This is a genomic window from Alteromonas sp. KUL49 (assembly GCF_006538345.1).
Classification (GTDB): Bacteria; Pseudomonadota; Gammaproteobacteria; order Enterobacterales; family Alteromonadaceae; genus Alteromonas.
Genome location: NZ_BJKL01000001.1, coordinates 352469 through 377340, shown reverse-complemented (window position 1 = coordinate 377340; position 24872 = coordinate 352469). Strand labels below are relative to the sequence as shown.

Annotated in this window: 19 protein-coding genes; 9 read left to right on the top strand and 10 right to left on the bottom strand. The window is 44.6% G+C overall.

What is annotated here, in order from left to right; translation table 11 throughout:
* Positions 1–20 precede the first annotated feature (20 nt).
* From EYS00_RS01615 to EYS00_RS01595, 6 genes are all read right to left on the bottom strand, one after another.
* Positions 21–1181, bottom strand: coding sequence for an AGE family epimerase/isomerase (locus EYS00_RS01615; protein ID WP_165399281.1), 1161 nt, complete (start codon positions 1179–1181; stop codon positions 21–23).
* Positions 1182–1334: 153 nt separating this feature from the next.
* The gene (locus EYS00_RS01610) at positions 1335–1850 is read right to left on the bottom strand and encodes an NUDIX domain-containing protein (RefSeq protein WP_165399280.1); all 516 of its coding nucleotides are present in this window, start codon (positions 1848–1850) and stop codon (positions 1335–1337) included.
* Between the two features lie 20 nt (positions 1851–1870).
* Entirely contained in the window at positions 1871–2905 is a 1035-nt protein-coding gene (locus tag EYS00_RS20765; RefSeq protein ID WP_242618613.1) for a hypothetical protein, read from the bottom strand.
* 37 nt (positions 2906–2942) lie between these two features.
* Positions 2943–3731: a sulfatase-like hydrolase/transferase gene (locus tag EYS00_RS20760; RefSeq protein WP_242618612.1), complete on the bottom strand. Its 789-nt coding sequence runs from the start codon at positions 3729–3731 to the stop codon at positions 2943–2945.
* Positions 3721–4881 (bottom strand): AGE family epimerase/isomerase, encoded by a 1161-nt coding sequence (locus EYS00_RS01600; protein ID WP_130634822.1) that lies wholly within the window; start codon positions 4879–4881, stop codon positions 3721–3723. The genes EYS00_RS20760 and EYS00_RS01600 overlap by 11 nt, the downstream gene beginning before the upstream one ends.
* 79 nt (positions 4882–4960) lie before the next feature.
* Positions 4961–5953 carry a LacI family DNA-binding transcriptional regulator gene (locus EYS00_RS01595; protein ID WP_130634821.1) on the bottom strand — a complete coding sequence of 331 codons (993 nt, stop codon included), beginning with the start codon at positions 5951–5953 and terminating at the stop codon, positions 4961–4963.
* Between the two features lie 263 nt (positions 5954–6216).
* Here EYS00_RS01595 and EYS00_RS01590 point away from each other — a divergent pair, with 263 nt between their 5' ends.
* Genes EYS00_RS01590 through EYS00_RS20650 form a run of 5 tightly spaced genes read left to right on the top strand, consistent with a single transcriptional unit; the run spans position 6217 to position 13176 of the window.
* Positions 6217–8043, top strand: a complete 1827-nt coding sequence (locus EYS00_RS01590) for a sodium:solute symporter family protein (RefSeq protein WP_130634820.1) — start codon at positions 6217–6219, stop codon at positions 8041–8043.
* A gap of 34 nt (positions 8044–8077) precedes the next feature.
* Positions 8078–9256: a glycosidase gene (locus tag EYS00_RS01585; protein WP_130634819.1), complete on the top strand. Its 1179-nt coding sequence runs from the start codon at positions 8078–8080 to the stop codon at positions 9254–9256.
* Positions 9256–10479 carry an AGE family epimerase/isomerase gene (locus EYS00_RS01580; protein WP_130634818.1) on the top strand — a complete coding sequence of 408 codons (1224 nt, stop codon included), beginning with the start codon at positions 9256–9258 and terminating at the stop codon, positions 10477–10479. The genes EYS00_RS01585 and EYS00_RS01580 overlap by 1 nt, the downstream gene beginning before the upstream one ends.
* Entirely contained in the window at positions 10479–10694 is a 216-nt protein-coding gene (locus EYS00_RS20655; RefSeq protein WP_207301673.1) for a hypothetical protein, read from the top strand. The genes EYS00_RS01580 and EYS00_RS20655 overlap by 1 nt, the downstream gene beginning before the upstream one ends.
* Positions 10648–13176 carry a hypothetical protein gene (locus EYS00_RS20650; RefSeq protein WP_207301672.1) on the top strand — a complete coding sequence of 843 codons (2529 nt, stop codon included), beginning with the start codon at positions 10648–10650 and terminating at the stop codon, positions 13174–13176. Before EYS00_RS20655 ends, EYS00_RS20650 begins: the two co-directional genes overlap by 47 nt.
* A 22-nt stretch (positions 13177–13198) precedes the next feature.
* Here EYS00_RS20650 and EYS00_RS01570 read toward each other — a convergent pair whose 3' ends face one another.
* Positions 13199–13984: a DUF481 domain-containing protein gene (locus tag EYS00_RS01570; protein ID WP_130634817.1), complete on the bottom strand. Its 786-nt coding sequence runs from the start codon at positions 13982–13984 to the stop codon at positions 13199–13201.
* Between the two features lie 23 nt (positions 13985–14007).
* The gene (locus EYS00_RS01565; RefSeq protein WP_130634816.1) at positions 14008–15378 is read right to left on the bottom strand and encodes a hypothetical protein; all 1371 of its coding nucleotides are present in this window, start codon (positions 15376–15378) and stop codon (positions 14008–14010) included.
* A 147-nt stretch (positions 15379–15525) separates the two neighbouring features.
* Between EYS00_RS01565 and EYS00_RS01560 the strand changes: the two genes are divergently transcribed.
* Positions 15526–17262 carry an amidohydrolase gene (locus EYS00_RS01560; RefSeq protein ID WP_130634815.1) on the top strand — a complete coding sequence of 579 codons (1737 nt, stop codon included), beginning with the start codon at positions 15526–15528 and terminating at the stop codon, positions 17260–17262.
* Here the strand turns inward: EYS00_RS01560 and EYS00_RS01555 are convergent, their stop codons facing one another.
* Positions 17263–18024: an ABC transporter substrate-binding protein gene (locus EYS00_RS01555; RefSeq protein WP_130634814.1), complete on the bottom strand. Its 762-nt coding sequence runs from the start codon at positions 18022–18024 to the stop codon at positions 17263–17265.
* Positions 18025–18229: 205 nt separating this feature from the next.
* Here EYS00_RS01555 and EYS00_RS01550 point away from each other — a divergent pair, with 205 nt between their 5' ends.
* On the top strand, positions 18230–19306 hold the full coding sequence (locus EYS00_RS01550; RefSeq protein WP_130634813.1) for a DUF5694 domain-containing protein: 1077 nt from the start codon (positions 18230–18232) through the stop codon (positions 19304–19306).
* 60 nt (positions 19307–19366) lie between these two features.
* Here the strand turns inward: EYS00_RS01550 and EYS00_RS01545 are convergent, their stop codons facing one another.
* Positions 19367–19792 carry a hypothetical protein gene (locus EYS00_RS01545; protein WP_130634812.1) on the bottom strand — a complete coding sequence of 142 codons (426 nt, stop codon included), beginning with the start codon at positions 19790–19792 and terminating at the stop codon, positions 19367–19369.
* Between the two features lie 578 nt (positions 19793–20370).
* Between EYS00_RS01545 and EYS00_RS01540 the strand changes: the two genes are divergently transcribed.
* On the top strand, positions 20371–23268 hold the full coding sequence (locus EYS00_RS01540; protein WP_130634811.1) for a TonB-dependent receptor: 2898 nt from the start codon (positions 20371–20373) through the stop codon (positions 23266–23268).
* A 66-nt stretch (positions 23269–23334) separates the two neighbouring features.
* On the top strand, positions 23335–24870 hold the full coding sequence (locus EYS00_RS01535; RefSeq protein WP_130634810.1) for a tryptophan halogenase family protein: 1536 nt from the start codon (positions 23335–23337) through the stop codon (positions 24868–24870).
* The last annotated feature ends 2 nt before the right edge of the window (positions 24871–24872 follow it).

Sequence of the window (24872 nt, the reverse complement as noted above, 5' to 3'; positions counted from 1 at the left end):
GGTCATTGCGACGCACTAGGTTAGAGAAAGCGTATCATTTCAACGGTGTGGTACACCGACTTTCCAATGCTACCTTTTAACTCTGAAGTGACAGGCTGGTTGTGTTCATCAAGAAAGAAGAACTCACCGCCATATTCCTTATCGAAAAAATGCGCAAAGAAAAACGCGAGCAATGCATCTCGTTCGTTGTGATATTCATCCTGTAGACTGAGCGCTATAATCGCTTCACAATGCTGCCACCATGCTTTTCGTATATCACTTGGTTGATTCGTTAACGGGTTAAAACCGCCAGCAAAACCTTGCGCTATTCCGTTCTCGCCATAAATAGGCTTAGCAAGAGTGGCCTCAATAATTCTCTGCCCTTTTTCTTGCAGTATCACACGCTTTTGCGCCGCTATAAACGGCCACTCTGAAGCCCTTAAAAACAGCGCAGCCAATTGAAAATTATGACCTGGGCTAACACTGCTACAAGTATTATCTTGAGTAGACTCACAGGGCTGCCAGCGCTCGTCAAACTTAACGTTTATCCAGTGTAAATCCTCATTCCAACCAATATCCCCGAGAAGTGTGATGTGCTCATTAAGAATGGTTTCATATTCTCGCCGATATTCTACATCTGCCATCCACAAATTCGCCATATACGCGGTCACTGGGTACATTAATGACTGAATAGATTTAGACTGAGAGATTTGACCTCGACCTATTTCGTACGCGCCGACAAAACCGAGGTTTATGGGGTCTCGAAATCGCTTAACAAAGGCTTTATGCAACTCTCTTATAGTAAACAAAAGCTGTTCGTTTTTAGTCTGTCTGTACAATTCGACCAAGCCATTCAAACCATAGGCTTGTTGCCATACATCTAACTGTTGACTCTCATCTTTCAACACACCATTGCCATTGAACGAGCTGTTGTTTGGCACATTCACCCAAGACAAGAAATAACTCCCGTGCTCATCTTCTCCTAACATATGATTTAGTTGAAACTGCGCGGCTAATTGTGCTTTTAAAAGATTTTCCGGATTGGTAGGTGAGCTATATGCCAGGCCATATATCATACGACTTAATGCAACGGTGTAGACTTTATCTGAAACTACCTCACCGCGATTATCAATTTCGGAATAATATGCACCAGAGCGAGAGTTGAAGGCATTGGCATTAAAAAAGCCAATGAGCGATGTCATTTCTATTCCTACTTGTCCTGCTGTAACCTCACTGTGATGTGAACTGATACAACTCTGGCTTACGATACAGAACAATAGAATTAAAGTATTCGACAGTTTCATAGGGGTATCTCGTTTTTCTGTTAAATAAAAACCAAGGCGTAGGTTACCCAACTAAGAGAACTCATTGAGATACAAACGCAAAGCCTCCCTCAACGAATCAAATGCGATTTCATCGAAGGGGACGTTATTCTTATCAATCCAAACAATATCGCTAATTTCTGCGTCCTCTTTTTGTATCTTTGGGGCCGACGTTAAGGTGGTGGTAAACACAGCGTCACAGGTGTGGTACAAGACGTCCTTGTAGAGGTAATCGTTAACACCGGATGATAAGTAACTCCACGAGACTATGTTAAGACCGAGTTCTTCCCTAACTTCTCGAGTCAATGCAGCTTCTAGGGGTTCAGAGTGATCAACAAAGCCCCCAGGTAAATCCAGCATGCCTTTCCCAGGTGTTTTTTCTCGCCGAGTAAATAGAATTTTATCGTTAAACTGAATGATGCCTGCCACAGCGGCAGCTGCATTTTGATAGAAGGTAAACCCACAATAAATGCATTCAAAAGGCACTAAATGGCGACAAGAATTCTGGTGTTTCCCGCAATGTGGGCAATACTTGAAGCCATTTTTCATAGACATGAGCTCGCGGATGATTAATAGGGGTTAGACAAAGTGTCCAAGGTAGACTGCTCGCCGTCTTTTATCAGGATTAAACGCCTTAATTTGGTAATAGCGCTCCATGGCTTAATGCTGTTGTTTTGCACTACAGAAAGCTCTAGTGTCATTATGCCCACAGGTACATCAAAGCTACCAACATACTGCTGAGGACTTCCATCAAACTCAATGACTTGTTGTTGATTACCCAAACTAAACGACACTGCAATGCCTGCCGCGTCTGTGCTTTCTTGAGTAACATAAAGATGATACTTCCCCGCCCTCTCGCTTTCCAAAGTGTATACCGCCTTGTCACCTGCTGACGACATACCTGATAAATGATGTGCACGACTGCGCGTATTGCCAGACGTTGAACTCGGACCAAAGCCGTTGATAATGGCGACGGGACTGTCTTTCTTAATTACGTACACTGGTACTTGAAAGCTAGTTTCACTGGCTAGTATGTCGCTAAATACTGAATCAATTTTTGCAATGAGCGTTTCAGCAATCTCTGGTGAGGTAGCAATAATATTAGTGGTTTCCAGTGGGTCAGCCTGCATGTCAAACAATAGATAGCGCCCCACCGGCTCAGGATAATGTGGCCTATCCATCGCAGGGTTTAAAATCAATTTATGGGTTTCGGTGCGAAGGCCAATGATCTGAGAAGCAACAAGCATTTGTGCTCTGGCATCATCGTCAATAGGCGTCCACTGATTAAACAAAAGTTTACCAGACCGTACGTCATGAGAAGCAAGAAGCGTGGTCCGTGTATTTTCACCATCGGTATTTCCCAGTAAGTAAGGTAAAAACGACTGACCATCAATCTGTGGGGCGTCGGCGACAGGTCTAGCGCCAGTTAACTCTAGTACTGTGGGTAAAATATCTTGTACATCAATGTATCGATCGACATCATTAGGAGTAAATCGAGACGGCAACGACACGAACAACGCTGACTTTACGCCGTTTTGCCATATCTGTCCTTTGTTTCCATGCATGCCACTCGGATTGCGCTCTGACCACTCTTGTTTTGTCATAGCGCCATAATTACTACTGTCCCACCATGGACCATTGTCACTGAGGAAAACTCACAACTGTGTTGTCCAGCTTACCGCTCTTCTCTAGGTGAGCCAGTAATCTGCCAATCTGAGCGTCCATTTCCTCAATCATGCCATACAAGTTGGCAATCGCAGGTCGGTAGCCTTTTTGAATATACTTATCAACAAATTGTTGAGGAGCGAGCCATGGCTCGTGAGGTGCTAAATAACTCGCATAAGCGAAAAATGGTGAATCATCACTAGCGTCAATAAAATCAATGGCATAATCGGTAATAACTTCACTCACCCATTGACCATGTTCTACGTACTCACCATTGTGCCAGCCAAAGCTATTCTCGTGTTGATAGAGCTCTGCATAGTAAGCGTCATCAAAGCCTCTGTTCCAAGGAAAGTACCCCTCAGTTTTTCCGCTATGCCACTTTCCCCACGTGCCGGCGCGATATCCTTCGGCGCGAAGATAGTCAGACATGAGTAATTCGTCTTTGCTCAAAAAATCTCGACCACCATGTACACCTGAAACGCCAGTTTTATAGGGGTGTCGCCCCGTAAGTAAAGCCGCTCTGGTAGTAGCGCATACTGGCGTAACAGTAAAATCAGAAAACCTCACCGATTGAGAAGCGAGGGCGTCTAAGTGTGGCGTTTCAATGGACGGATGATCGTGAAAAGACAAATCATCATGCCCAAGATCATCTGCCATAATGATCAAAATATTGGGTTTTTCGAGTGTTGGCTCTGCCAATGTTTGAAAACTCGCCAGAGCGAGCATACCCACAATAACGGCGTATATTTTGTATTTATCCCACATAACTCAAGGCCTCAGCATGTGCCATTAGCAAGTGATAAAGCGTACTCGCTGGTGCTTGAGACTCAAGCGGTTGATTATCAGCCCCCAACTGATCGATATACAGTGCAGGGTTTTGAGTATTTCTATACTTAGTTAGCAACACGTTAAGCGCCCACGCGGCATGACTCTCATAATCAAAACTGGTATCCCCTGCTTTAGACAAGGCCAACGCCGCTTTGACCCACTCTGTCATTGGCCAGCAACGTTTAGTCGCCTTGAGTATCTCTCCTGTTGGCGATACCTCATCAAAAAGCACACAGGCATCTTCATCAACACCAATCTGGATGACTTGCTGGTACAATGCTGTGCAGTAGTGCAAGACTGGTTTTTTAGTGAACTTGTGATATTGCATCAGCAACCAAATCCACTCCATCATGTGACCAGGCTCTACGATATGCCCTTTGTAGGCATTTAGCTTCCAATCCGCGTTGAAGAATTCTCGAACTACCTTGTTATCTGCATCAAAAAATACAGTTTCAAACAAGCTGAACATCTCTCCAGCATAGGCTAACCATCGACCATCTTTGGTGAATTGATACAAAGTCAAAAAGGCTTCGAACAAATGCATGTGTGGATTCTGTCGACGTACACTGGTTTCTATCGTGCCTTCATCCCAGCCACTTTTAAGGCCTTTGAGCTGCAACTCAATCTGACTGATAAGCCGCTCTGCGTTGTTTAGCGCATTAAGGTCGTTAAATACGTGATAACGCCAGCCATAAGCGAGTAAGAAAAATGCACAATCGTATAAATCTCGGTGGGGAAGAATAACCGTATCTGACGCATCTAGTGCGTGAGGATAAAACCCGGGGATCTGGCTATCCGTCTTGGCAGTCAGAAAACTCTCTATTTTTTGAACAAGCGCCGGACCATTGCTTATCCATCCATGGTGCTGTGCGTAGGAAAATGAGAACATCTGCCTTGCCTGCACACGAATACGCTTGTTCGCATAAATGTCTGGCTCACCATTTTCGAGAAAACGCTCAATAGCAGCACCATTATCGGAAAAACCACTTTCAACCCAATGAGGAACAACCTCTTCTTTGAGCCACTGATCATACTTGTAAACCGAACGCATTAAGTCTGCGTTGAACTTTTCGGCCAATTGAACCATTTGATGTTACCCACAATCGTACTGAATGTGTACTATCATACATAAAAAATGAACCGGTTCAATTTTTGTTAATAATATTTTACCTCGGAGGTGCAGTACTCTCTCTGATCACAAATTCGTACGGCAAGATGTGGTCGTCGACAAGTATAGGTTTATCTTGGATCATATTGAAAAGGAGTTCTGCTGAACGTTCACCCATTTTCTCCGCGGGCTGAGAAACCGTGGTTAGTGTAGGAACAACGTACTTGGAAACGTCCATATCGTCGAACCCCGTTATCGAGATATCTCCGGGGATTTCAAGGCCTTTATCAATAAAGCCACGCATGGCTGCAATGGCCATTTCATCGTTCATACAAAAAATTGCGGTGGGCCTATCCTTCATTTGGCAGAACTGTTCAGCGGCACTTAAGCCAGACCAATAATTAAAATCACCTTCGATAACAATCTGCGGGTCGAAATCAATATTAGCTTTTGCAAGTGCTTGTTTGTAGCCCTGCATCCGGTCCACTGAGTGAGGGTTATCTGCTAAACCGGATATTACGCCGATTTTCTTGTGACCCAGGCTAATCAGATGGTTGACCACTTTTTCAGCCGCGCCAACATTATCAATTCTCACCGAGCAATAGGGCGTATGGATACTACTACTCGCATTCACCGCAGGAACGCCTTTTTTGGGTAGTAGAGAATCTGACGCTTTATAGGGACGAAGGTTAACTAAACCATCTGCCAGACGTGTTTCAACCATTCTGATAAAGTCTTTTTCCCGGTCTGCAGAGTCTTTTGTATCACCGAGTAATACGTTGTATCCCTCTTGTTGAGCAACTGACTCAATACCACTTATCACTTTTGCAAAGAAGAGGTTAGCAATATCTGGAACCATCACCACAATCGTGTTTGACTGCTTACTTCTGAACTTTTGCGCCAGCATGTTTGGCTTATAGTTTAGCTTTTTGATGGCAGCTTCTATTTTAACTAAGTTCTTTTTTGTCACTTTTTCAGGGTGACTAAGCGCCTTAGAAATAGTACCTGTAGAGAGTCCTGCTTCTTTTGCAACATCGCGAATGGTGGCCACTAGAATTCGCTCCTTAACCAGTGTTTATCTTTGTTGTTCTAGTACTGAATTTACCACATTACCAAACATTTTTACGAAAATAATGATACGGGTTCATATTTACACTACTTTCAATAATAAATTCCATTCGAAGTCACACCTTTAACTATAAAATTTGTGGCTAAAACAAAATTCAACTTGATAAATGAACCGGTTCACTTTATGTTATTAACATGTTACATTCAATCATCCTTTTCTAAGTGTGAACGCTAGGACGTTAACGCATGAGCTTAACCAACATCGACATATTCATTATTGGGCTGTATTTCCTTGCCGTAGTAGGGCTTGGAATTTATGTCTCCAGAGCGTCTCAAAAAGACTCAAAAGGGTATTTTTTAGGTGGAAATTCTATTTCATGGCCTTTTTTAGGCCTTTCTAATGCTTCAGGCATGTTTGATATCAGCGGCACCATGTGGATGGTGTATTTGCTATTCATTTATGGATTAAAGAGCGTTTTTATCCCCTGGCTATGGCCAAGCTTTAACCAGATATTTTTGATGGTATTTCTTTCGATTTGGTTGAGACGTTCTGGGGTAATGACAGGTGCTGAGTGGATTACTTTCCGCTTTGGTCAAGGTAAAGGAGCAACCTATAGCCATCTTATTGTGGTGCTTTTTGCCCTACTCAGTGTGCTCGGCTTTCTGGCCTACGGTTTCGCGGGAATTGGTAAATTTGCAGCGGTATTCCTACCTTGGGAGCTTCACGCTGACCCTCGTACCAATGAAATTATCTACGGCTTAATCCTAACCTTTTTGACCGGACTCTACGTGATAAAAGGTGGCATGGTCAGCGTGGTATTCACCGAGGTTCTTCAGTTCGTAATAATGACCTTCGCTTGTATCGCCATTGGTATTATTGCCATGCAACAAGTGTCGCCAGAAATGCTTGCCAAAGTCACTCCAGAGGGTTGGGACAAGCTCAGCTTCGGTTGGTATGTAGACCTAGATTGGTCGGGTATTTTGGATGAGGCAAACAAACAAATACAGACGGATGGTTGGAGTTTGTTCTCCATATTCATGATGCTTGTGTTGTTCAAAGGCATTCTACAAAGCATGGCAGGACCAGCACCTAACTTCGACATGCAAAGAGTTCTGTCTTCAAAATCTCCTACGGACGCAGCAAAAATGAGTTGGTTTGTTAGCGTTGTGTTGTTGTTTCCCAGATACATGATGATAACTGGCCTTACTGTACTTGCGTTGGTGTATTTCATGCCCGAACTTCAAGCCATGGGGCCTGATGTGGACTTCGAGCAAATTCTCCCCTTCGCACTCGCTAACTTTATTCCTGCGGGTCTATTGGGCTTGGTCGTCGCTGGCTTACTCGCTACCTTCATGTCGACGTTTGCAGCAACCACAAACTCAGCGCCAGCTTATGTAGTTAACGATATCTATCGTCGCTACATGAAGAAAGACGCCGACGAAAAACACTACGTACACCTCAGTTATGCTGTATCAGCCTTTTTCATTGTGGCCGGTACCGCTATTGGCCTATTTGTACCGTCGCTCAATAGCATCATTATGTGGTTGGTGTCGGCCCTTTATGGTGGTTATACCGCCTCAAATCTACTCAAATGGTATTGGTGGAGATTCACCGGCATGGGTTATTTCGCGGGTATGGTGGCAGGCTTGCTAGTTGCAGTACCTATGATGTTTACCGATATATCCCCACTCTTCGGATTTCCTATCTTGTTCGGCATTTGCTTAACCGCCTGTGTCGCAGTGAGCTTACTTACGCCGCCTGATGACATGGCTACGCTCAAAAACTTTTACCTAAAAACTCGCCCTTGGGGTTTCTGGGCACCGGTTATCAAAGCACTGCAAGAAGAAGATGAAAACCTCGTGATCAACAAGGACATGGTACGGGACCTATGCAACGTATTTGTTGGTTTGATATGGCATACAAGCCTAGCTGCAGCCCCCATATTTATGGTGATTCAGCAGTGGCAACCGTTTGCCCTTAGCATGATCGTTATCGTTCTAACCTCCATTTATCTGAAGTTTTTCTGGTGGGACAAAATGGAAGATTACCCAGCTTGTTCAAAAGCACATTAACAACCAGATTCTCAACCTTATTAGAGTATTTTTTATGACAGCAGAACACTCATTTATCGACAGAAAGAAGCGCATCGAAACTAGCTTCGACAATTTGATTTTGAAGCAAAACAAGGCAGAAGAATTAGGCAACGGCATTTATCAACGTTGGGAAAACCCAGTGATTACTGCAAAGCATATTCCACTGACCTGGCGTTATGATTTTGATCCTAATACCAACCCGTTGCTGATGGAGAGAATTGGCGTAAACGCCACACTCAATGCCGGCGCAATATTTTTTGAAGGACGCTACGTACTTGTGGTTCGCGTTGAAGGGAGTGACCGCAAATCATATTTCGCCGTAGCCGAAAGCGAAAACGGCGTAGACGGATTTAAATTTTGGGACAAGCCGGTCACCATGCCAGAAACCGATGAACCAGACACTAACGTGTATGATATGCGCCTTACCCAGCATGAAGACGGTTGGATTTACGGACTATTTTGTACCGAGCGAAAAGATCATACCCAACCTGACGATACATCTGCTGCTGTGGCCCAATGTGGTATTGCTCGAACAAAAGACTTAGTGACTTGGGAGCGCCTACCCGACCTTATCACACACAGTGGACAACAGCGCAATGTGGTATTACACCCAGAATTTGTAGACGGTAAATACGCCCTCTACACTCGTCCACAAGACGGTTTTATCAGTGTTGGCGGCGGCGGTGGTATTGGCTGGGGTTTAACTGACTCTATGGAAAATGCCCATGTTGAAAAGGAACTGATCATAGACAACAAGGTTTACCACACCATTTCTGAGCTCAAAAATGGACAAGGTCCAGCACCAATAAAAACCAATAAAGGGTGGCTGCATCTCGCTCATGGTGTGCGTAATACGGCAGCAGGCCTTCGTTATGTTCTGTACATGTTCATGACTGATTTGCATGAGCCGTGGAAAATCACTCACAAGCCAGGTGGTTTATTTATTGGGCCTGAAGGGGAGGAGCGCGTCGGTGACGTAAGTAATGTTGCCTTTTGTAACGGCTGGATAGCCAATAGCAACGACGAAGTATTCATATACTATGCCAGCTCAGATACCCGCGTACATGTGGCTACATCATCGATAGAACAACTTATCGACTATTGCGTTAACACGCCTGAAGACGGATTGCGTTCAGCAGCCTCAGTTCAAACGATTAACGCGTTAATCGACAAAAACCTAAAGGTGATGTGATGGAAGCGGAAAAACTACAGCTTTCCTCATTCAACAGGCAAAGTATTAGCCACGAGCTATCAAGCATTAGTGAGTGGTGGCAGTCGAGAGCGTTAGACAAGTTCAATGGTGGCTTTGTCGGCGAGGTAGACTTTTTTGGTAAACCAAATCACACCGCGGAAAAGGGTTGTGTTTTAAACACGCGTATTTTGTGGTTCTTCAGTGAACTTGCCGGTCAATCTGGCGAGGCTGAACATCTTCAGCAAGCCAAACGAAGCTACAACTGGCTATTAGACAATCTCGTCGACAGTGAGTACGGCGGGCTGGTTTGGAGTGTAGCACCAACGGGTGAAGTTGCGGATGGCAAAAAGCAAACTTACGCCCAGTCCTTCGGCATTTATGCTTTGTGTAGCTACTACCACCTTACCGGAGACCCAAATGCACTGGCTATTGCTATGTCGTGCTTTGGTTTTGTTGAGAAGCATGCCAGAGACCATGAATCAGGTGGCTACGTCGAAGCGTGTGATAGGCGATGGCTTCCTATTTCTGACTATAGACTCAGCGATAAAGATTTAAACTTGCCTAAATCCATGAACACCTTGTTGCATGTATTGGAAGCATATACGGCATTGTACAAAGTCAATCCAACACCCCAAGTTGAAGAAGCGTTTAGACATGTGCTGAGTGTTTTCTTGGATCGCGTAGTATGTGATGAAACACACCACCTAAAACTATTTTTTGAGATGGACTGGGAAGACAAGTCTCAAACCTATTCTTTTGGTCACGATATTGAAGCCAGCTGGCTACTCTGGGAAGCTGCGCTTGTACTTGGCGATGCGTCAGTGACCGAACAAGTTAAGGACGTGAGCATTAAAATGGCAGAAGTCTGTGCCAACGAAGCTATTGGTAGCAATGGACAGGTTTGTGATGACTATGACTTTTCTTCTGGTCACAAAGATGAAAAAAGCTATTGGTGGGTCCAGGCAGAGGCCTTGGTTGGTTTCATGAATGCTTATGCTCTCACCTCTGACCCACGCTATTTTCAACTGTGCATTAAAATTTGGGAGTTTATCCAACACCAACATATGGACAAAGAACACGGTGAATGGCATTGGGTTGCTAAGTGTGACCAAAACAGTGCAGAGCAAATCTATAAAGCTGGATTCTGGAAGGCGCCCTATCACAATGGGCGGGCCATGATGGAACTCCAAAAGCTATTCGTTCAGGTAGAGGCAAGCCAATAATGATGAAACGTGTTCTCGCCCTCATGCTGTTGACTTGTTCATTTTCAACGTGGGCAAACTTCACTCACTTTATCACCCGTGACGGTAGTGTGTTATATGACGGTAGTGAAGCATTCAGATTCGCTGGAATTCATGCGCCAGAGCTTCATCGTATAGAAGACGACGCCCGTGGAAAATGTATGGCCGATGACCGAGGGTGGGGGCAGGTTTTTTAAATGGCCTAGTGCAGATGAGCAAGAAAACTGGTTTGCTTCACTCAATGCCACCGGCCACAAAGCGATGCGCATTTACGTGCTGTCGGTGGCTCATCCTTCTGATAAAGCATGTGGTAGACAGACTCATGTGCTAGCACCAACCCAATACGATGATATGCCCTCGCTTAATGAAGAAGCAATGGTGGTTTACGATCGTATGATTTCACTGGCAGATAAGTATCAAATACGATTGATATTACCGTTTATCGACCATTGGAGTTGGTGGGGAGGTAAAAAAGAGCTTGCAGATTTCTACCAAGAAGATGAAAACGCGCTATACGACACTACCAGCAAAACGTATCGAGCGTATCAACACATTATTCATCAGGTAATCAATCGAAAAAACACCATCACTGGGCGTTATTACTACCAAGAAAAAGCCATCATGGCGTGGGAAACAGGTAATGAATTAAAGGCATCTACCGCTGAATTTGTCGCTAAAACTGCTGCTCTTATTAAAGCATTAGCACCACAACACTTAGTTGTAGACGGGAACTATTTATCGATACTACCTAGCTCACTAGAGGACCCGAATGTAGATATTATCAGTAACCATTTTTACTCGGTTAACGGAAATAACAAGCCACAAACCATTATTGATAATCTTAGCGCTATTGAAGGTAAAAAAGCGTACATGGTGGGTGAGTTTGGGCTGCTACCTATTAAAGAAATGACGCAAATCATGGACACAGTAGTAGATGCTCAAGTAGATGGGCATAAAGCCTCGGGGGCGTTCATTTGGGGTATGAGAGGACGACGTCATGATGGTGGTTTTTACTGGCACTACGAAGGTGACAGCGGATATACAAGTTATCACTTACCGGGCTTTGCCGAGGGCGATGACAACGAAGAATTAGCGGTTATCTCTTTAGTTAGACGCTCACAAGCAAGAATGAATGGGCTAGACAATCCTGAGCCTCTTTCTGTCCCAACACCACCCACACTTCGCCCCATTTTTCAGAATAGGAAGATAAACTGGCTCGGCTCTCCAACAGGAAGAACTTATCGAATTGAGCGGCGTAAAGGCAATAACTTGTCGTGGGAAGTCATTGCTCCTGATATTACTGACGGTATCAAAGACTTTGATCCAGCCCATGACGCGCTGTTTATCGATACATCGACGTTAGAGGCCGGTGTCACTTATCACTATCGCGTCATCGCAAAAAACGAGTCTGGTGAGTCAGCTCCCTCTAATACGCAAAGCATTACAATTGTAGAGGCAGCGCCAGACAGATTTGTCTCTGTGGTTGATGGACAGTTTTATCGCTACGGTGCTCCGTATTATTTCACTGGCACCAACTATTGGTACGGACCACTGCTCGGTGCAACTGAAGCAGGTAAGAAAAGACTCACTCAAGAACTTGACCAGCTCAAGCAATATGGCATCACTAACTTGAGAGTGTTAGTCGGTGCCGAAGGGAGTGTAGGAAACGCTGTCATTAAACCAGCATTACAACCCGAGCAAGGTAAATACAATACTGACCTACTGAAAGGTTTGGATGTACTCATTGCCGAAATGGACAAACGAGACATGGTTGCCGTGCTGTACATGAACAACAACTGGATTTGGTCTGGCGGGTATTCTCAGTACCTCAGCTGGAATGGTTATGGGCCGGTACCCAATCCATTTGACGCGGAAAATGAATGGCAAGATTACATGGATTACGCTGCTCAGTACTACTCCTGCCTAGCTTGTGTTGAAGCCTATCACGATCATGTAAAATTCATTATGGGCCGAACCAATACGGTATCGGGTAAGCACTACAGAGACGACGCCACCATAATGAGTTGGCAACTGGCTAACGAGCCCAGAATATTCATTCCAGAAAACAAAGCGGCATACAGACATTGGTTGCACTCGAGCGCCTCGCTAATCTCAGACCTCGCCCCTAATCAGCTTGTGTCAACGGGGAGTGAGGGTGCCGCTGGGAGTTTGAATAGCCCAACGCTATTTGCCCAAATGCATCAACACCCTGATATTGATTACCTAACCATGCACGCGTGGCCCAAAAATTGGTCTTGGTTCGACCCAAAAAACCCAGAGGCTTCGCTTGTGGTATCCATTGACAACGCACGAGACTATATTGCAACCCATAGTGAACTCGCCACCCTGTTGAACAAGCCTATCGTGTTGTCCGAATTTGGTTTTCCTAGAGACGACGAGTCTCTGTCACCAGATAGTTCTGTGACATATCGAAACCGCTTCTATCAGGCCATTCTCGATACGCTTCTAGAGAGTAAGAACGCAAATAAAGTATTTGCGGGAATCAACTTCTGGGCATTCGGTGGTATGGGTGTAGCGAACAGCGATGACGATGGGATCTGGCAAGCAGGCGATGACTATCTTGGCGATCCTGCACAAGAACCACAAGGATTGAACACGGTGTTTTCAACTGATGTATCCACATTGAAACTTGTAGAGCAAATGGGTAAGCAGCTGTAGGAAGTGGGGGGAACTCCCCCCACTAAAACGAATAGTTTAGGGTTATCCCATAATCAATATCCGTTTTCTCGACGTCGATAAAGGGCGTCGAGTTATGCGTTATTTCAAACTCTAGCCCGATAGAAAGCGAAGGCTGAATGGGAAAGCTGATACCGGATACCACCAGGCCTCTTAAATCTTGAATATCATCTACAGCTGGCTGAATGTAGGTTGAAATATAAGCTTTGAAAGGAAACTCACCCATTTTTTCATAAACGTAACGGGCATAAATATTGGCTCTTACCAAACTATCTGACAGCGTGGTTTGCTCCGACTCCTCACTTTCATGAAATGCGCCTAAACCAAGAATAATCTGTGACTTTCTGGCATCAGAACTAAATTCATTCCGCCATCGCACGTTCGCCCCAACCAGTTCTCTGCCAGATAAGTCCGCAAAATCATCATACTGATATTGAACGAAAACCTCAGAATCTAATGAATCACCGAAGAAGTTCAGGTTCACCCAACGACCGTGAACATACAGTTCGTCCTCATCTTTCACATTGTTAGTTTCTGAGTAATTATAATCACCGATGAAAACAAATAAATTGTTCCCCTCTGCGTACTGCAGTAATGCATCAACGCCGTATTCTTGTTCATCTTTATTGCCTGATTGGCCGTTAAGGCTCAAGCCAAAAGTACCAGACAGACCTTTTTCAACGTCGATCAAGTCGTTAACCGGTACAATGGCGAACGCATTTGTTGTGACCAACACAGAAGTAAAAAGTGTTGTAGTTGTGAGAGTTTTACTACCACTAAAAGTTTTCATTGTTCACCTAGTGTTGAGTGAGATTAAAGATACACAACCACATTAGCGAAACCACCGGGCCAATTGGGTGCACGTTGTCCTAGCGCTGAATTTATGCCATCACCGGGAAAAGAAACTGAATACCCCAGAGTAATAAACACAGACTCAGATTTTAGATAGGTGTATTCGAGGAAAATATCATCCGCCAAGTGGGCTTCAGTTACGCCAGAAATAACAGTAGATAAACCGTCTGAAAAATCTACCCTCGCTGCTTGACCAAATTGAACAGGGCTTCCCAATTCGTTAACGCGAATATGAGCGGCTCTAAATGTCAAAATATGTCGGGGAGACGGTATAACGTTAAGCGCAAAATGATGCGCTTCCACATTAGAGTTAATAAACACCATAGATGACTTAGAGCCTGTTGACCATGCAGATGGCGAGCCTTCGTAGTAAAGGGGATCGAACCGCTCCACCCCCTCAGTTAGTGGGTCATCACCAGAAAAAGCCTGCCAAGAATAGGTAAACGTAGGTACCCACTTCTTTTTAAGCAAGGTGACACCTAACTTAATTCTTCCACCCCATGATGTTAGATCAAGGTCATCATTCCACTGGTATGCACCATCCCATTCAGCGACATACTTGATGTCTTCGTCTTGATAGAGTGTTGCTTTTCCGTAGTGATTAACAAAAGAAAGATTATCGCGAGCGTTTTCAAGAATTACAGGAGGGCCAATACCATTGGGCGCCGCTTTTGGATATGGTGCGCCAGACTCTAGTACGTGCCCGTAGGTTAGTCCCAATATTCCGTCGCTTTTGGTCAAAGGAAGATTGACGTCAACACCGTAAATTTGAGTGTTGGTATTATTAGAGTCGAGTTCATTCGGGTCGATGTAATAAGCAGTAGCTGCAATAGAAGGCGAATTGACCCTCACAATCGCACTGCGTTCCCATGCTTTTCGCGGACCAAGTTTTAATGCTCCGCGTTCAAACCCGCTCACGCCACCATTCGCTATGAGCATTCCTGACCCGAGTTTAAACTCGCGAGCACCAACGGAAATATCTAGGGTCAGATTATCATCAATAGACGCTGTATAACCCGCGTACGCCTCTTCAAGAGTGAGCCGTCCCGTATTTCCCTCGTCGTAAGGATCGATCCCTGAGGTATATGACAGTACAGCAGACCCCTTACCATACCATTTTGCCGATTCCGTCAGATACTCAAAACTTGCTCCGGGTTTTACATACCCTTCTAAATACGTGGTGTTTGTTGAATAGTCTACGTTGGGTGCGAAGGTCTCTGATAACTTCCAAAACAAGTTATCTTCAGCAACGAGATTTACACCCGCCTGAAGATGTTTTTGGACTTCCACTGATGCACAGGTACTGAACGCCGCCAAGCATCCAATGCTCATTAAGATTATCTGTTTATCTTTTCCCCTCAGCATCCTTTTCACGATAAAACCCTTTTGGTGGAGGCTCATAAACCGATTACGAGTTACATACGTTTAATGTTCTGAAAAAGTCTAAAACTTATGTGAAACAGCCTTAAGGAACCAAGCATGAATTCGAACCATTCAAAGCGTCTCATACTATTGTTCACAGTACTGATGATATGCTTGTCAACTTTAGGCTGTGCTAAGCGTTCTACAATCGCCGAATCTGCATCAACCATTTTGTATACCAACGGTTATGTATTAACGATGGAAGGTGAAGAGCCAGAGTATGCTGAAGCCTTGGTGACAGAGGGAAATAAAATAGTATTTGTTGGCGATAAGCGTATGGCAATGGAACAGTACAATAATGCGCAGATCTTCGATTTAAATGGTCAGACCTTACTACCGGGGTTTATTGATCCACATAGCCACTTCGGTATGGTGATAAACGCGATTGGCCAAGCCAATGTTTCACCGCCGCCGGTGGGTACAGTGACTAACTTTGAAGGTGTTATTGAAACACTGAAAAAATACCAATCAGACTTCGGTATCAAAAAAGGCGAATGGATTTTCGCATGGGGTTACGACGAGACCCAGCTAGACGAGCAGCGCCATATTTCCAGACATGAACTAGATAACGCATTTCCTGAAAATCCTGTCTATCTGCAACACACCAGCGGACATTTAGGTATTGCCAACTCACTCGCACTTTCTCTTGGTGGGATCAACGAGACAACCCCCGATCCTGAGGGCGGCAAAATCATTCGCTTCCCCAACAGTGATGAACCTACTGGACAAGTTCAAGAAGTCGCTATTTACTATTTTGCAGGCAAGGCCATTCAAGATTTTATTCCATTAAAAGGCGCACTGTTTCCAAAAGCTCAGGCCTACTACTTAGAACACGGTGTTACCACCGCTCAAGACGGTATGACCGACCCACTCAATATGGGCTTTTTTCAAAGTGTTTCCCAATCAGGTGATCTCATAATGGATTTGGTTACTGTGCATGGCATGGATAGCATGCTTTCCAATGATCTTGATTTTGGTACTTATCAAAACCATTTAAAACCTCAGGGGATAAAATTAATCGCCGATGGTTCTCCACAAGGAAAAACCGCCTTTTTCACCGAGGCGTATTTGACTGAGGTCGAGGGTTGCGAGCACGACTGCGTGGGTTACCCACATATGAAGCAAGAACAGCTAGACGCATTGATACTGCGGGGTTACAAAAATGGCTTTCAAATGTTTATTCATGGCAACGGTGATGCTGCCATAGATATGATTATCGAAGCTCACGAAAAGGCGAGTACCGCTCTAGAGCAACCGCTAGACGCAGACCGACGCACTGTGGTCATTCACTCTCAATTTATCAGAGAAGACCAATTACAAACCTTCCAGCGCTACAACATAATGCCCTCATTTTTTACTAACCACGCTTACTTTTTCGGTGACGTGCATGTAAACAATCTTGGAACAGATCGCGCATACTTTCTGAGCCCAATACAAACTGCCAGTAGTCTTGGACTCATTTACACTAATCACTCTGACGAGACTGTCACGCCTATCGATCCATTATTTAGCGTGTACACTGCGGTAAATAGGACAAGTAGAACGGGGCAGGTTATCGGTGAACAGGAACGTGTATCTCCTTATCAAGCGCTTAAAGCAGTGACGATAAATGCCGCGCACCAGATATTTGATGAAGCCTTAAAGGGCAGTTTAGTTGAAGGCAAGCTCGCTGATTTCGTGATTTTAGATAGCAATCCACTCAGTGTAGAAGCCACAGAGATACAAGATATTAGCGTAACGACCACCATTAAAGATGGCGTGGTAGTATTTAACACAAACGAAAGGCAAAACTAGCTACCGACAACTGGTTCCCCATTTTTTACTAATATCGGCGATAACGTTTTCTGATTGAAGTTCATTAAAGGCGTTGAGAAACGCCTCGTATAGCTCTGATGAAGTATCGAGACCAAAAGCCAGACTCAAAGGGTTATCCATATCATCTAGCTTAAATACTGGAACAAAATCGTTTGGCGCAAATCCATGTTTGGCAATTTTCTCTGCCATCATGAAATCGCTGGTAATGGTAAAGTCAACACGCCCTCGGAGGATCATCCCCAATATTTGCTCCTGATTTGCCACCGACGTGAGTTGCTTCACGCGGTGCTGCTTTAGATACGCATCCATTCTTGAGCCCTGCGTCACTACGAAGGACTGTGTTCGTAACTCTTCAAAACTTTGATAGTTTGCATCAGCATGCTCTTGCGTGCCCCAAACAAACATCGGCGTCTGACAAAGAATACCTACCCAAAGAAACTGTTCTTCGCGGGAAGGGGTTCGAGCAATTGAAAAAATCAGCGTATTACTCTGCTCTTGTGCCACTTTGTATGCACGGGCCCAAGGCATCACGGCAATATCTAACTCTACGCCGGCACGCTCTGCCACAGCACGAGCTACATCGGTAGCAAATCCTGTCACCTGACCATTGTCATCGACATACTGTAGTTTTCCCAAAGACTCAGTAACTGCAGATACGGTTTCACTGCGCGCCATACTCCAGGGCAGCAAAAACCATACAGTGATGATTGAGATGAAAAACTTTGAGTATTGTCGGGTCATAATGAAACTAGCAAGAGCCTGTGATTTAAGTATAACCAAATACAACAGCGGGTAAATTAATTAAAAATAGTGAATCATATATTGCCAGTAAAGATTAGCGCCTTATTGTTGCGTTTAAAAAACATGCAACTTAGTATTTGCCCTTCATTTGCCATGGAACGTCAATAACACTCGATAACCATCGGGTATAACAGGGAGTTTATTCATGAATGCTTTTCACATAATAGTGGCCTGTAGCTGCTTACTATCTCAATGCATCTTTGCAAAAACGACTATTCAAGACCTTCAACAAAACACCCGCACACAAACAAGAGTTATGGTCGTAGGAAGTTACCACCTCAGCAATGTGACCACGCCGTTGAATGCCAGTTCACTTCAATCAGTAGTGAATACAATAAATAAATTTAACCCTACTGCAATAGGTGTAGAGTCACTTCGCCCGCAAGATATCATCACTATGATAAATAGCGGTGACACTTATCAAGACGTTATCACAGGGTTTGTTGGCTCTGCACTCATCAAACTAGCCAGAGCAACACAAGAACAATTGGGTATAACGGCCAACCAAGCAATACAGCAACTAGAAGCGCTAACGGCGCAAAGTGACCTGTCAGAAGAACAACGCGCTCGGGCTGTGTCGCTAGCTATCGCGAGCTACAACAAATATGTAGCGTTGCTGCACTGGCAGAGGTTAAACACCCCGATAGGAAGCGACGTTATATCACCGGAGATTAATCGTTATTTAGAACAACTTGCCGAGAAGAACAATGAGATAAATCATCTTGCAAATCCACTTGCAACAGCGTCAGCGATCAACACACTTTATCCCATCGACGATCATTTAGATAAAGATATGTATCCTACGGTAGTTGCCCAACTTATGGATTCTTACAAAGCATCAGAATACGCTGTGGAATTTGCCAACAGTGAGTACGTATCAAAGCCCGTAGCTCTTGCCGCTGAAGCAGAGAAAACTGGGGATTGGCTGTCACTTTATGCATGGATGAATTCCGAGGAATATATCTCGCAGACACTGGACAAAGAGTGGCGGATGTTTATCGATAAAGATCTCGATGTAAATCCTGCATTGGCACGAGTAGCACTTTGGGAGGTAAGAAACCTCAATATGGCGTCTAACATCATGCGAGTGGTCGCCAGCCACATTGGCGGCAATATCGTAATTATTGTTGGCGCGAGTCACAAAGCATATTTAGATCAATATCTTGAGAACATGATCGGTGTCAGCGTAGTTCAATTTAACGACTATCTACCTCAAGAGTAACTACAAACAAAAACGGCGCTGAATTCAGCGCCGTCCGTTTCAACATGGGTTTGGTCGGGATTAACCGTTGAACGTTTTGTTGAAGCTCTTAGCAAAGTCAACCAAGCTCTCACCATTACAAGCAACAGTAGCAGTGTTTATGCTACGACCGATGCGGCTTAGTTCTTGAGTGTATGCTTCGTTAGATGTTGCCGCAGCAATACACAAACGCGCTTCTACTGTGCTGTTAGCGTTTTCAAAAGCAACTGCCTTTTGTGGCTCAACAGTTTCTGTTGCACGGTAAGTAGCAATAAAATCTTCCAAAGACATATCGTTACAAGCAATGCGCTTCATCTCTTGACCACTTACAGCGTCAAGTACTTTGTCAGACTCAACAGCAGCAATACAAATTTGGCTAAGTGCTGAACCATCTGAGTTTACAAACTCAATAGCGTTAGCAGACATAGAAGCAAGACCAAGTGCGAAAGTAGCGATCAAAGTTTTCATTACAATAATTCCCGTGAGCGTTGAAAGATTTGGGTAAACAATTTGGTGGCTATTCTAGGCCCGAATTTCATTTCGACAATTGAGAATTATTCCCACATAAGCATTAGTTTTTCTAATGCATCTGAAATACAACATTGAATAACAAACATACAGAACAATAAATAATCACAGTGAGTGAATAATTATTTATACCTATTTTTCATCGACTTGAGAGCTGAAAATTAACATAATTTTTACTTTGGAGCTGAGAAATACATTCATTCGAGCAATATTCATACACCACTAAGAAAAAAATACATCGCAAATACAATAGAAAAACTCAGTAAAAAGCAGCCAACCACCACGAGTATGTATAGGAACAATATGACGTGCTTTAAAGTCGATTGAAATTTCTCATGGTAAAAAAATGTTAAAAAAATTGGCGGAAAATAATTTCTGCGTCGTCCTTGTTATCGATGCGACGGCATCAAGCCATTCAATCACGAACGTGAGTGCAGAGACAGGTACCACTCTCCACTTACTCAACAAGACGAAAAAACGTTACGTTTTTTCTCTTGTGGATTTAACAGGACAGGAAAATGTATAAAAAGTCTAAACTTGCTTCTGCTGTGCTTACGGTACTTGCAGCATCAGCAGCACCGAACCTACATGCTCAAGAGAGTGACCCGGCATTTGAACAGATTCAAGTGACCGGTATTCGCGGTAGTATGTCGCGAGCAATGGATGTAAAACGGGACTCGAGCGGCGTTGTCGACGCAATTTCTGCCGAAGACATCGGTAAGTTCCCCGACACCAACCTTGCAGAATCATTACAACGTATTACCGGTGTTTCAATTGACCGCTCAGGCGGTGAAGGCCAATTAATTACAGTGCGTGGTTTTGGTCCTCAATTCAATACCGTGCTGGTTAACGGCCGTCAAATCGCTTCTGAAAACGACTCCCGCGCATTTAGTTTTGACACCATAGCATCAGAGCTTGTCAGCAGTTTAGACGTATACAAAACATCCACAGCTACAATGCAATCAGGTGGCGTGGGTTCAACCATTAACATCAATACAGCTCGTCCTTTTGCCATTCGCGGATTTAAAGTGGCGGGGAGTGTGAAAGGGGTTTACGACGAGAACAGCGAAGAAACCACACCACAAGTATCTGGTCTCATCAGCAATACCTTTAATGACGACACCTTCGGTGTTTTGTTTGCCCTGTCACACCAACAGCGTAAAACCCGTTTGAACCAAGCCCAGATGGACGGATGGTTAGAGAACGTTGGTGTACCCAATCCACAAACTCAGTCTGGTGGAGATTGGACCGGAAACGTATTTTCACCGCGTAACTACGACCACAAAGTCACCTTTGAGGAACGTACGCGAACTAACGCCAACCTGGTATTGCAGTATGCACCCAATGATTCTGTGGTTATTACAGGTGACGTACTTTACTCTGATTTTGACGTAGAAACTGATGCTACGTCTTACGGACACTGGTTTACTGCACCTAATATCCAGGGTGTAGGAGATGATGGCAGTCTATTTGATGACAATGGCGATCGCCGTCGTCCAACGGTAGATGCCAACGGCACTATCGTCGACATGTATCAAGAAGTGGGTTTAGCCACTGACATGCATGCCAAAAAATTTGATCGTCTAACGGAAAGCACCTCGGTTGGATTTAATGTAGATTGGGAAGTGAATGATGATTTAAATCTTTCCTTCGACCTTTCTCACTCAACCGCTGAACGCGAAGCAAACAATGGGCGCGGAAACCAACTTTCACTGATTGGTTATGCGAACCGCGTTCGATTTCAAGTAGACGATAACATCTTGCCTTATGCGAGCATGTTCGCTGGTGCCAACGCTAACATCTATAGTGGTCAGCAGGAAATTGATGGCGCTATAGGTAATGCAACAGATGGTTTTGCTGCCTATGACCCCAGTATTGCGCCAGACGGTGTCTCTAATCATTTAGACACAGCCAATAGCCGTGCACACGTTATGCTTCGCCGAGGCTGGGCGGTAGAAGATGAAGTTTCTCAATTCCGCATTGATGGTGATTATTTTGGCGGCTCTAATGGTTTTGTCAGTGCAAAATTTGGCGCTCAATATTCCTCTCAAACTAAAACGCTGACTCGTTGGGATAACGAAGGCGTTGGTATCCATTGTACTTATTGTGGTTATCCTGATTTACCTGAAATTCCTGCAGCATCACAATACATCTTCGATGCTGGCGGTGATTTCTTGTCAGATGTGAGCGGCAGTGGACGTATGCCCACCCAGTGGCTAGCCCATGACGGCGAAGCACACTTTGCATTTCTTGAAGACTACTACGCCAGCGTAAATGGCGAGAGTATTTCGTTTGATGCTGTACGTCGCAACAACAGCTTTGAAGTAGAAGAAGAAACACTATCGGCGTACCTTGAACTTGAATTTGAAGGTGAACTAGCAGACATGCCTATTTACTCCACCACAGGGTTGCGAGTAGAGACCACTGACGTAACAGTCACTGGCACGCAAGCCCCGATTCAAGGACTTACTATTCTGGATCAGACAGAGATGCTCGCACAATTTGGCGACGCTCAAGGCTTTGATGTAGGTAACGATTACGATGCGATATTGCCAAACATTAGCTTCAAACTCGAAATCACCGATGATTTGATAGCGCGTATGGCAGCATCGAAGTCACTGACTCGCCCTACACTGGAAAGCATGTCACCGGTCACGGTAATCACTACGACTCGCCAAGGCGGCGACTTAACTTCGACCAGTGGTAATCCAGCGCTTAAACCTTTTGAGTCTGACAACTTTGATATCTCTCTTGAGTGGTACTACGGCGAAGCAAGTTACCTATCCGCCGGCTATTTCAAAAAGAACGTATCGAACTTTATTGTTAATTCTCAAGAAGACAGAACATTCACATTAGCTGATGGCTCTACACTGACAGACCCATCAACCGGCAGTGACGCGGGTGCACCAGACGCAAACGATGCTGAAGCGGTATTTACTAATACCCTGCCTAACAATGGTGAAAACGCCAGCGTTGACGGTTTTGAACTTGCTGCTCAACACTCTTTTGACTCTGGTTTTGGTTTTATGGCCAACGCCACCTTTGTCGACAGCGATGCGGAACTCGACCCAGCAAATATTAATCAGGTCTTTGCGGTTACGGGCTTAAGTGATTCTCTTAACCTAGTGGCCTTTTATGAAAGTGGCCCGTTCCAAACGCGTTTAGCGTGGAACTGGCGTGACGAGTTTGTACAGTCGCTAACCCAAGTACAAGGTGACGGCCCAACGATTGTTGAAGCCTATCACCAGTTGGATATTAGCGGCAGCTATGATGTTACTGAGAATGTATCTATATTCTTTGAAGGTATTAACTTAACAGAAGAGTTCGTGCACAAGCGTGGACGTTATGCCAACCACCTGCTTCTGGCTGAAGACAGCGGACGCCGATGGGCATTTGGTGTAAGAGGTAGCTTCTAAACGAGTAACTCCTTGGGCTGGTAGTCGTGTCCCTAAGCTACCAGCCCGTTTTTAGGAACGAAACATATGACTGAATCAATAAAACATATCGTTGTTGTAGGTGGAGGTACTGCCGGTTGGTTAACCGCAGGTCGTATAGCCGCTGAGCACAAAGAAAACCAGGCTATTCAAGTCACTTTAGTAGAATCGCCTAATGTCCCTATTGTGGGCGTGGGAGAAGGTACCTGGCCGACCATGCGCTCAACCTTGATAAAACTCGGGATCCGAGAAGACGACTTTATCAATCAATGTGATGTCAGTTTCAAACAAGGGGCAAAATTTGCCAAGTGGAGCAAAAATATCGAGGAGGATTTTTACTATCACCCTCTGGTGTTACCCCAAGGGTTCTCCAAAGTTAATCTAGTGCCTCATTGGCAACAACAAGGTGTGTCTCAATCTTTTTCTGACGCCGTGTGTTTTCAGGAAGCACTGTGCGAAAAGGGGCTAGCCCCAAAAACCATTCGCAACCCACAATATGGCGCTGTTGCAAATTACGCCTACCACCTTAACGCGGGGAAGTTTTCTCAGTTTCTGCAAAAACACTGCACTAGTAATTTACGCGTCAAACATGTACTTGCCGATGTGCGCAGCGTGACCGAAAACGAATTGGGCGACATAGCCCACGTGACAACCGAGCAAGCTGGGGATATTGCTGGCGACTTATTTATTGATTGTTCTGGCTTTAGCGCACTGCTCATTGGCAAGCACTACCAGATACCCTTTAACTCCTGTAACGATGTACTGTTTGTCGACAACGCATTAGCCGTTCAAGTACCTTACGAACAAGAAGACGATCCTATCGCCTCACATACTATATCAACTGCCCAACAAGCCGGTTGGATTTGGGATATCGGATTACAGCACCGCAGAGGTATTGGTCATGTGTATTCCAGTGCCTTCACCAGCGAAGACCAAGCTTACGCTGATCTCAGCCGCTATATTGGTCGGAATATTGATGATTTATCGGTGAAGAAAATCAGTTTTGACAGTGGATACAGAGACAAATTTTGGCACCGAAACTGTGTTGCCGTTGGGTTAGCGGCGGGTTTTGTTGAGCCCCTCGAAGCCTCTTCGCTGGTCCTCGTTGAATTGTCTGCACAAATGATTGCCGAGCAACTCCCCGCTTGTCGCAGTGTAATGGACATAATAGCTAAGCGCTTTAACGACACTTTTACTTATCGCTGGCTGAGAATCGTCGATTTTCTCAAGCTACATTATGTACCCAGCCAACGTGAAGAAGCTTTCTGGCAGGAAAACCGCGCTGCACACTCTATTCCCGAATCACTTAAAGAGTTGATGCATTTGTGGCGCTATCACCCGCCCTACGATCACGACTTTACCAGCAACAATGAGGTATTTCCTGCGGCTAGTTATCAATACGTACTCTACGGTATGGGCTTCAAAACTGATTTATCGCTTTACCGCACCAACGACGCTGAAATGGCACTAGCGAAAGAGCAATTTCATCTCAATAAAATGAACATCGCCAAAGCGGTAGATATGTTGCCAACCAACCGCGAGCTCATTAATAAAATCAAAGCTTTTGGCTTACAAGCCATTTAAAG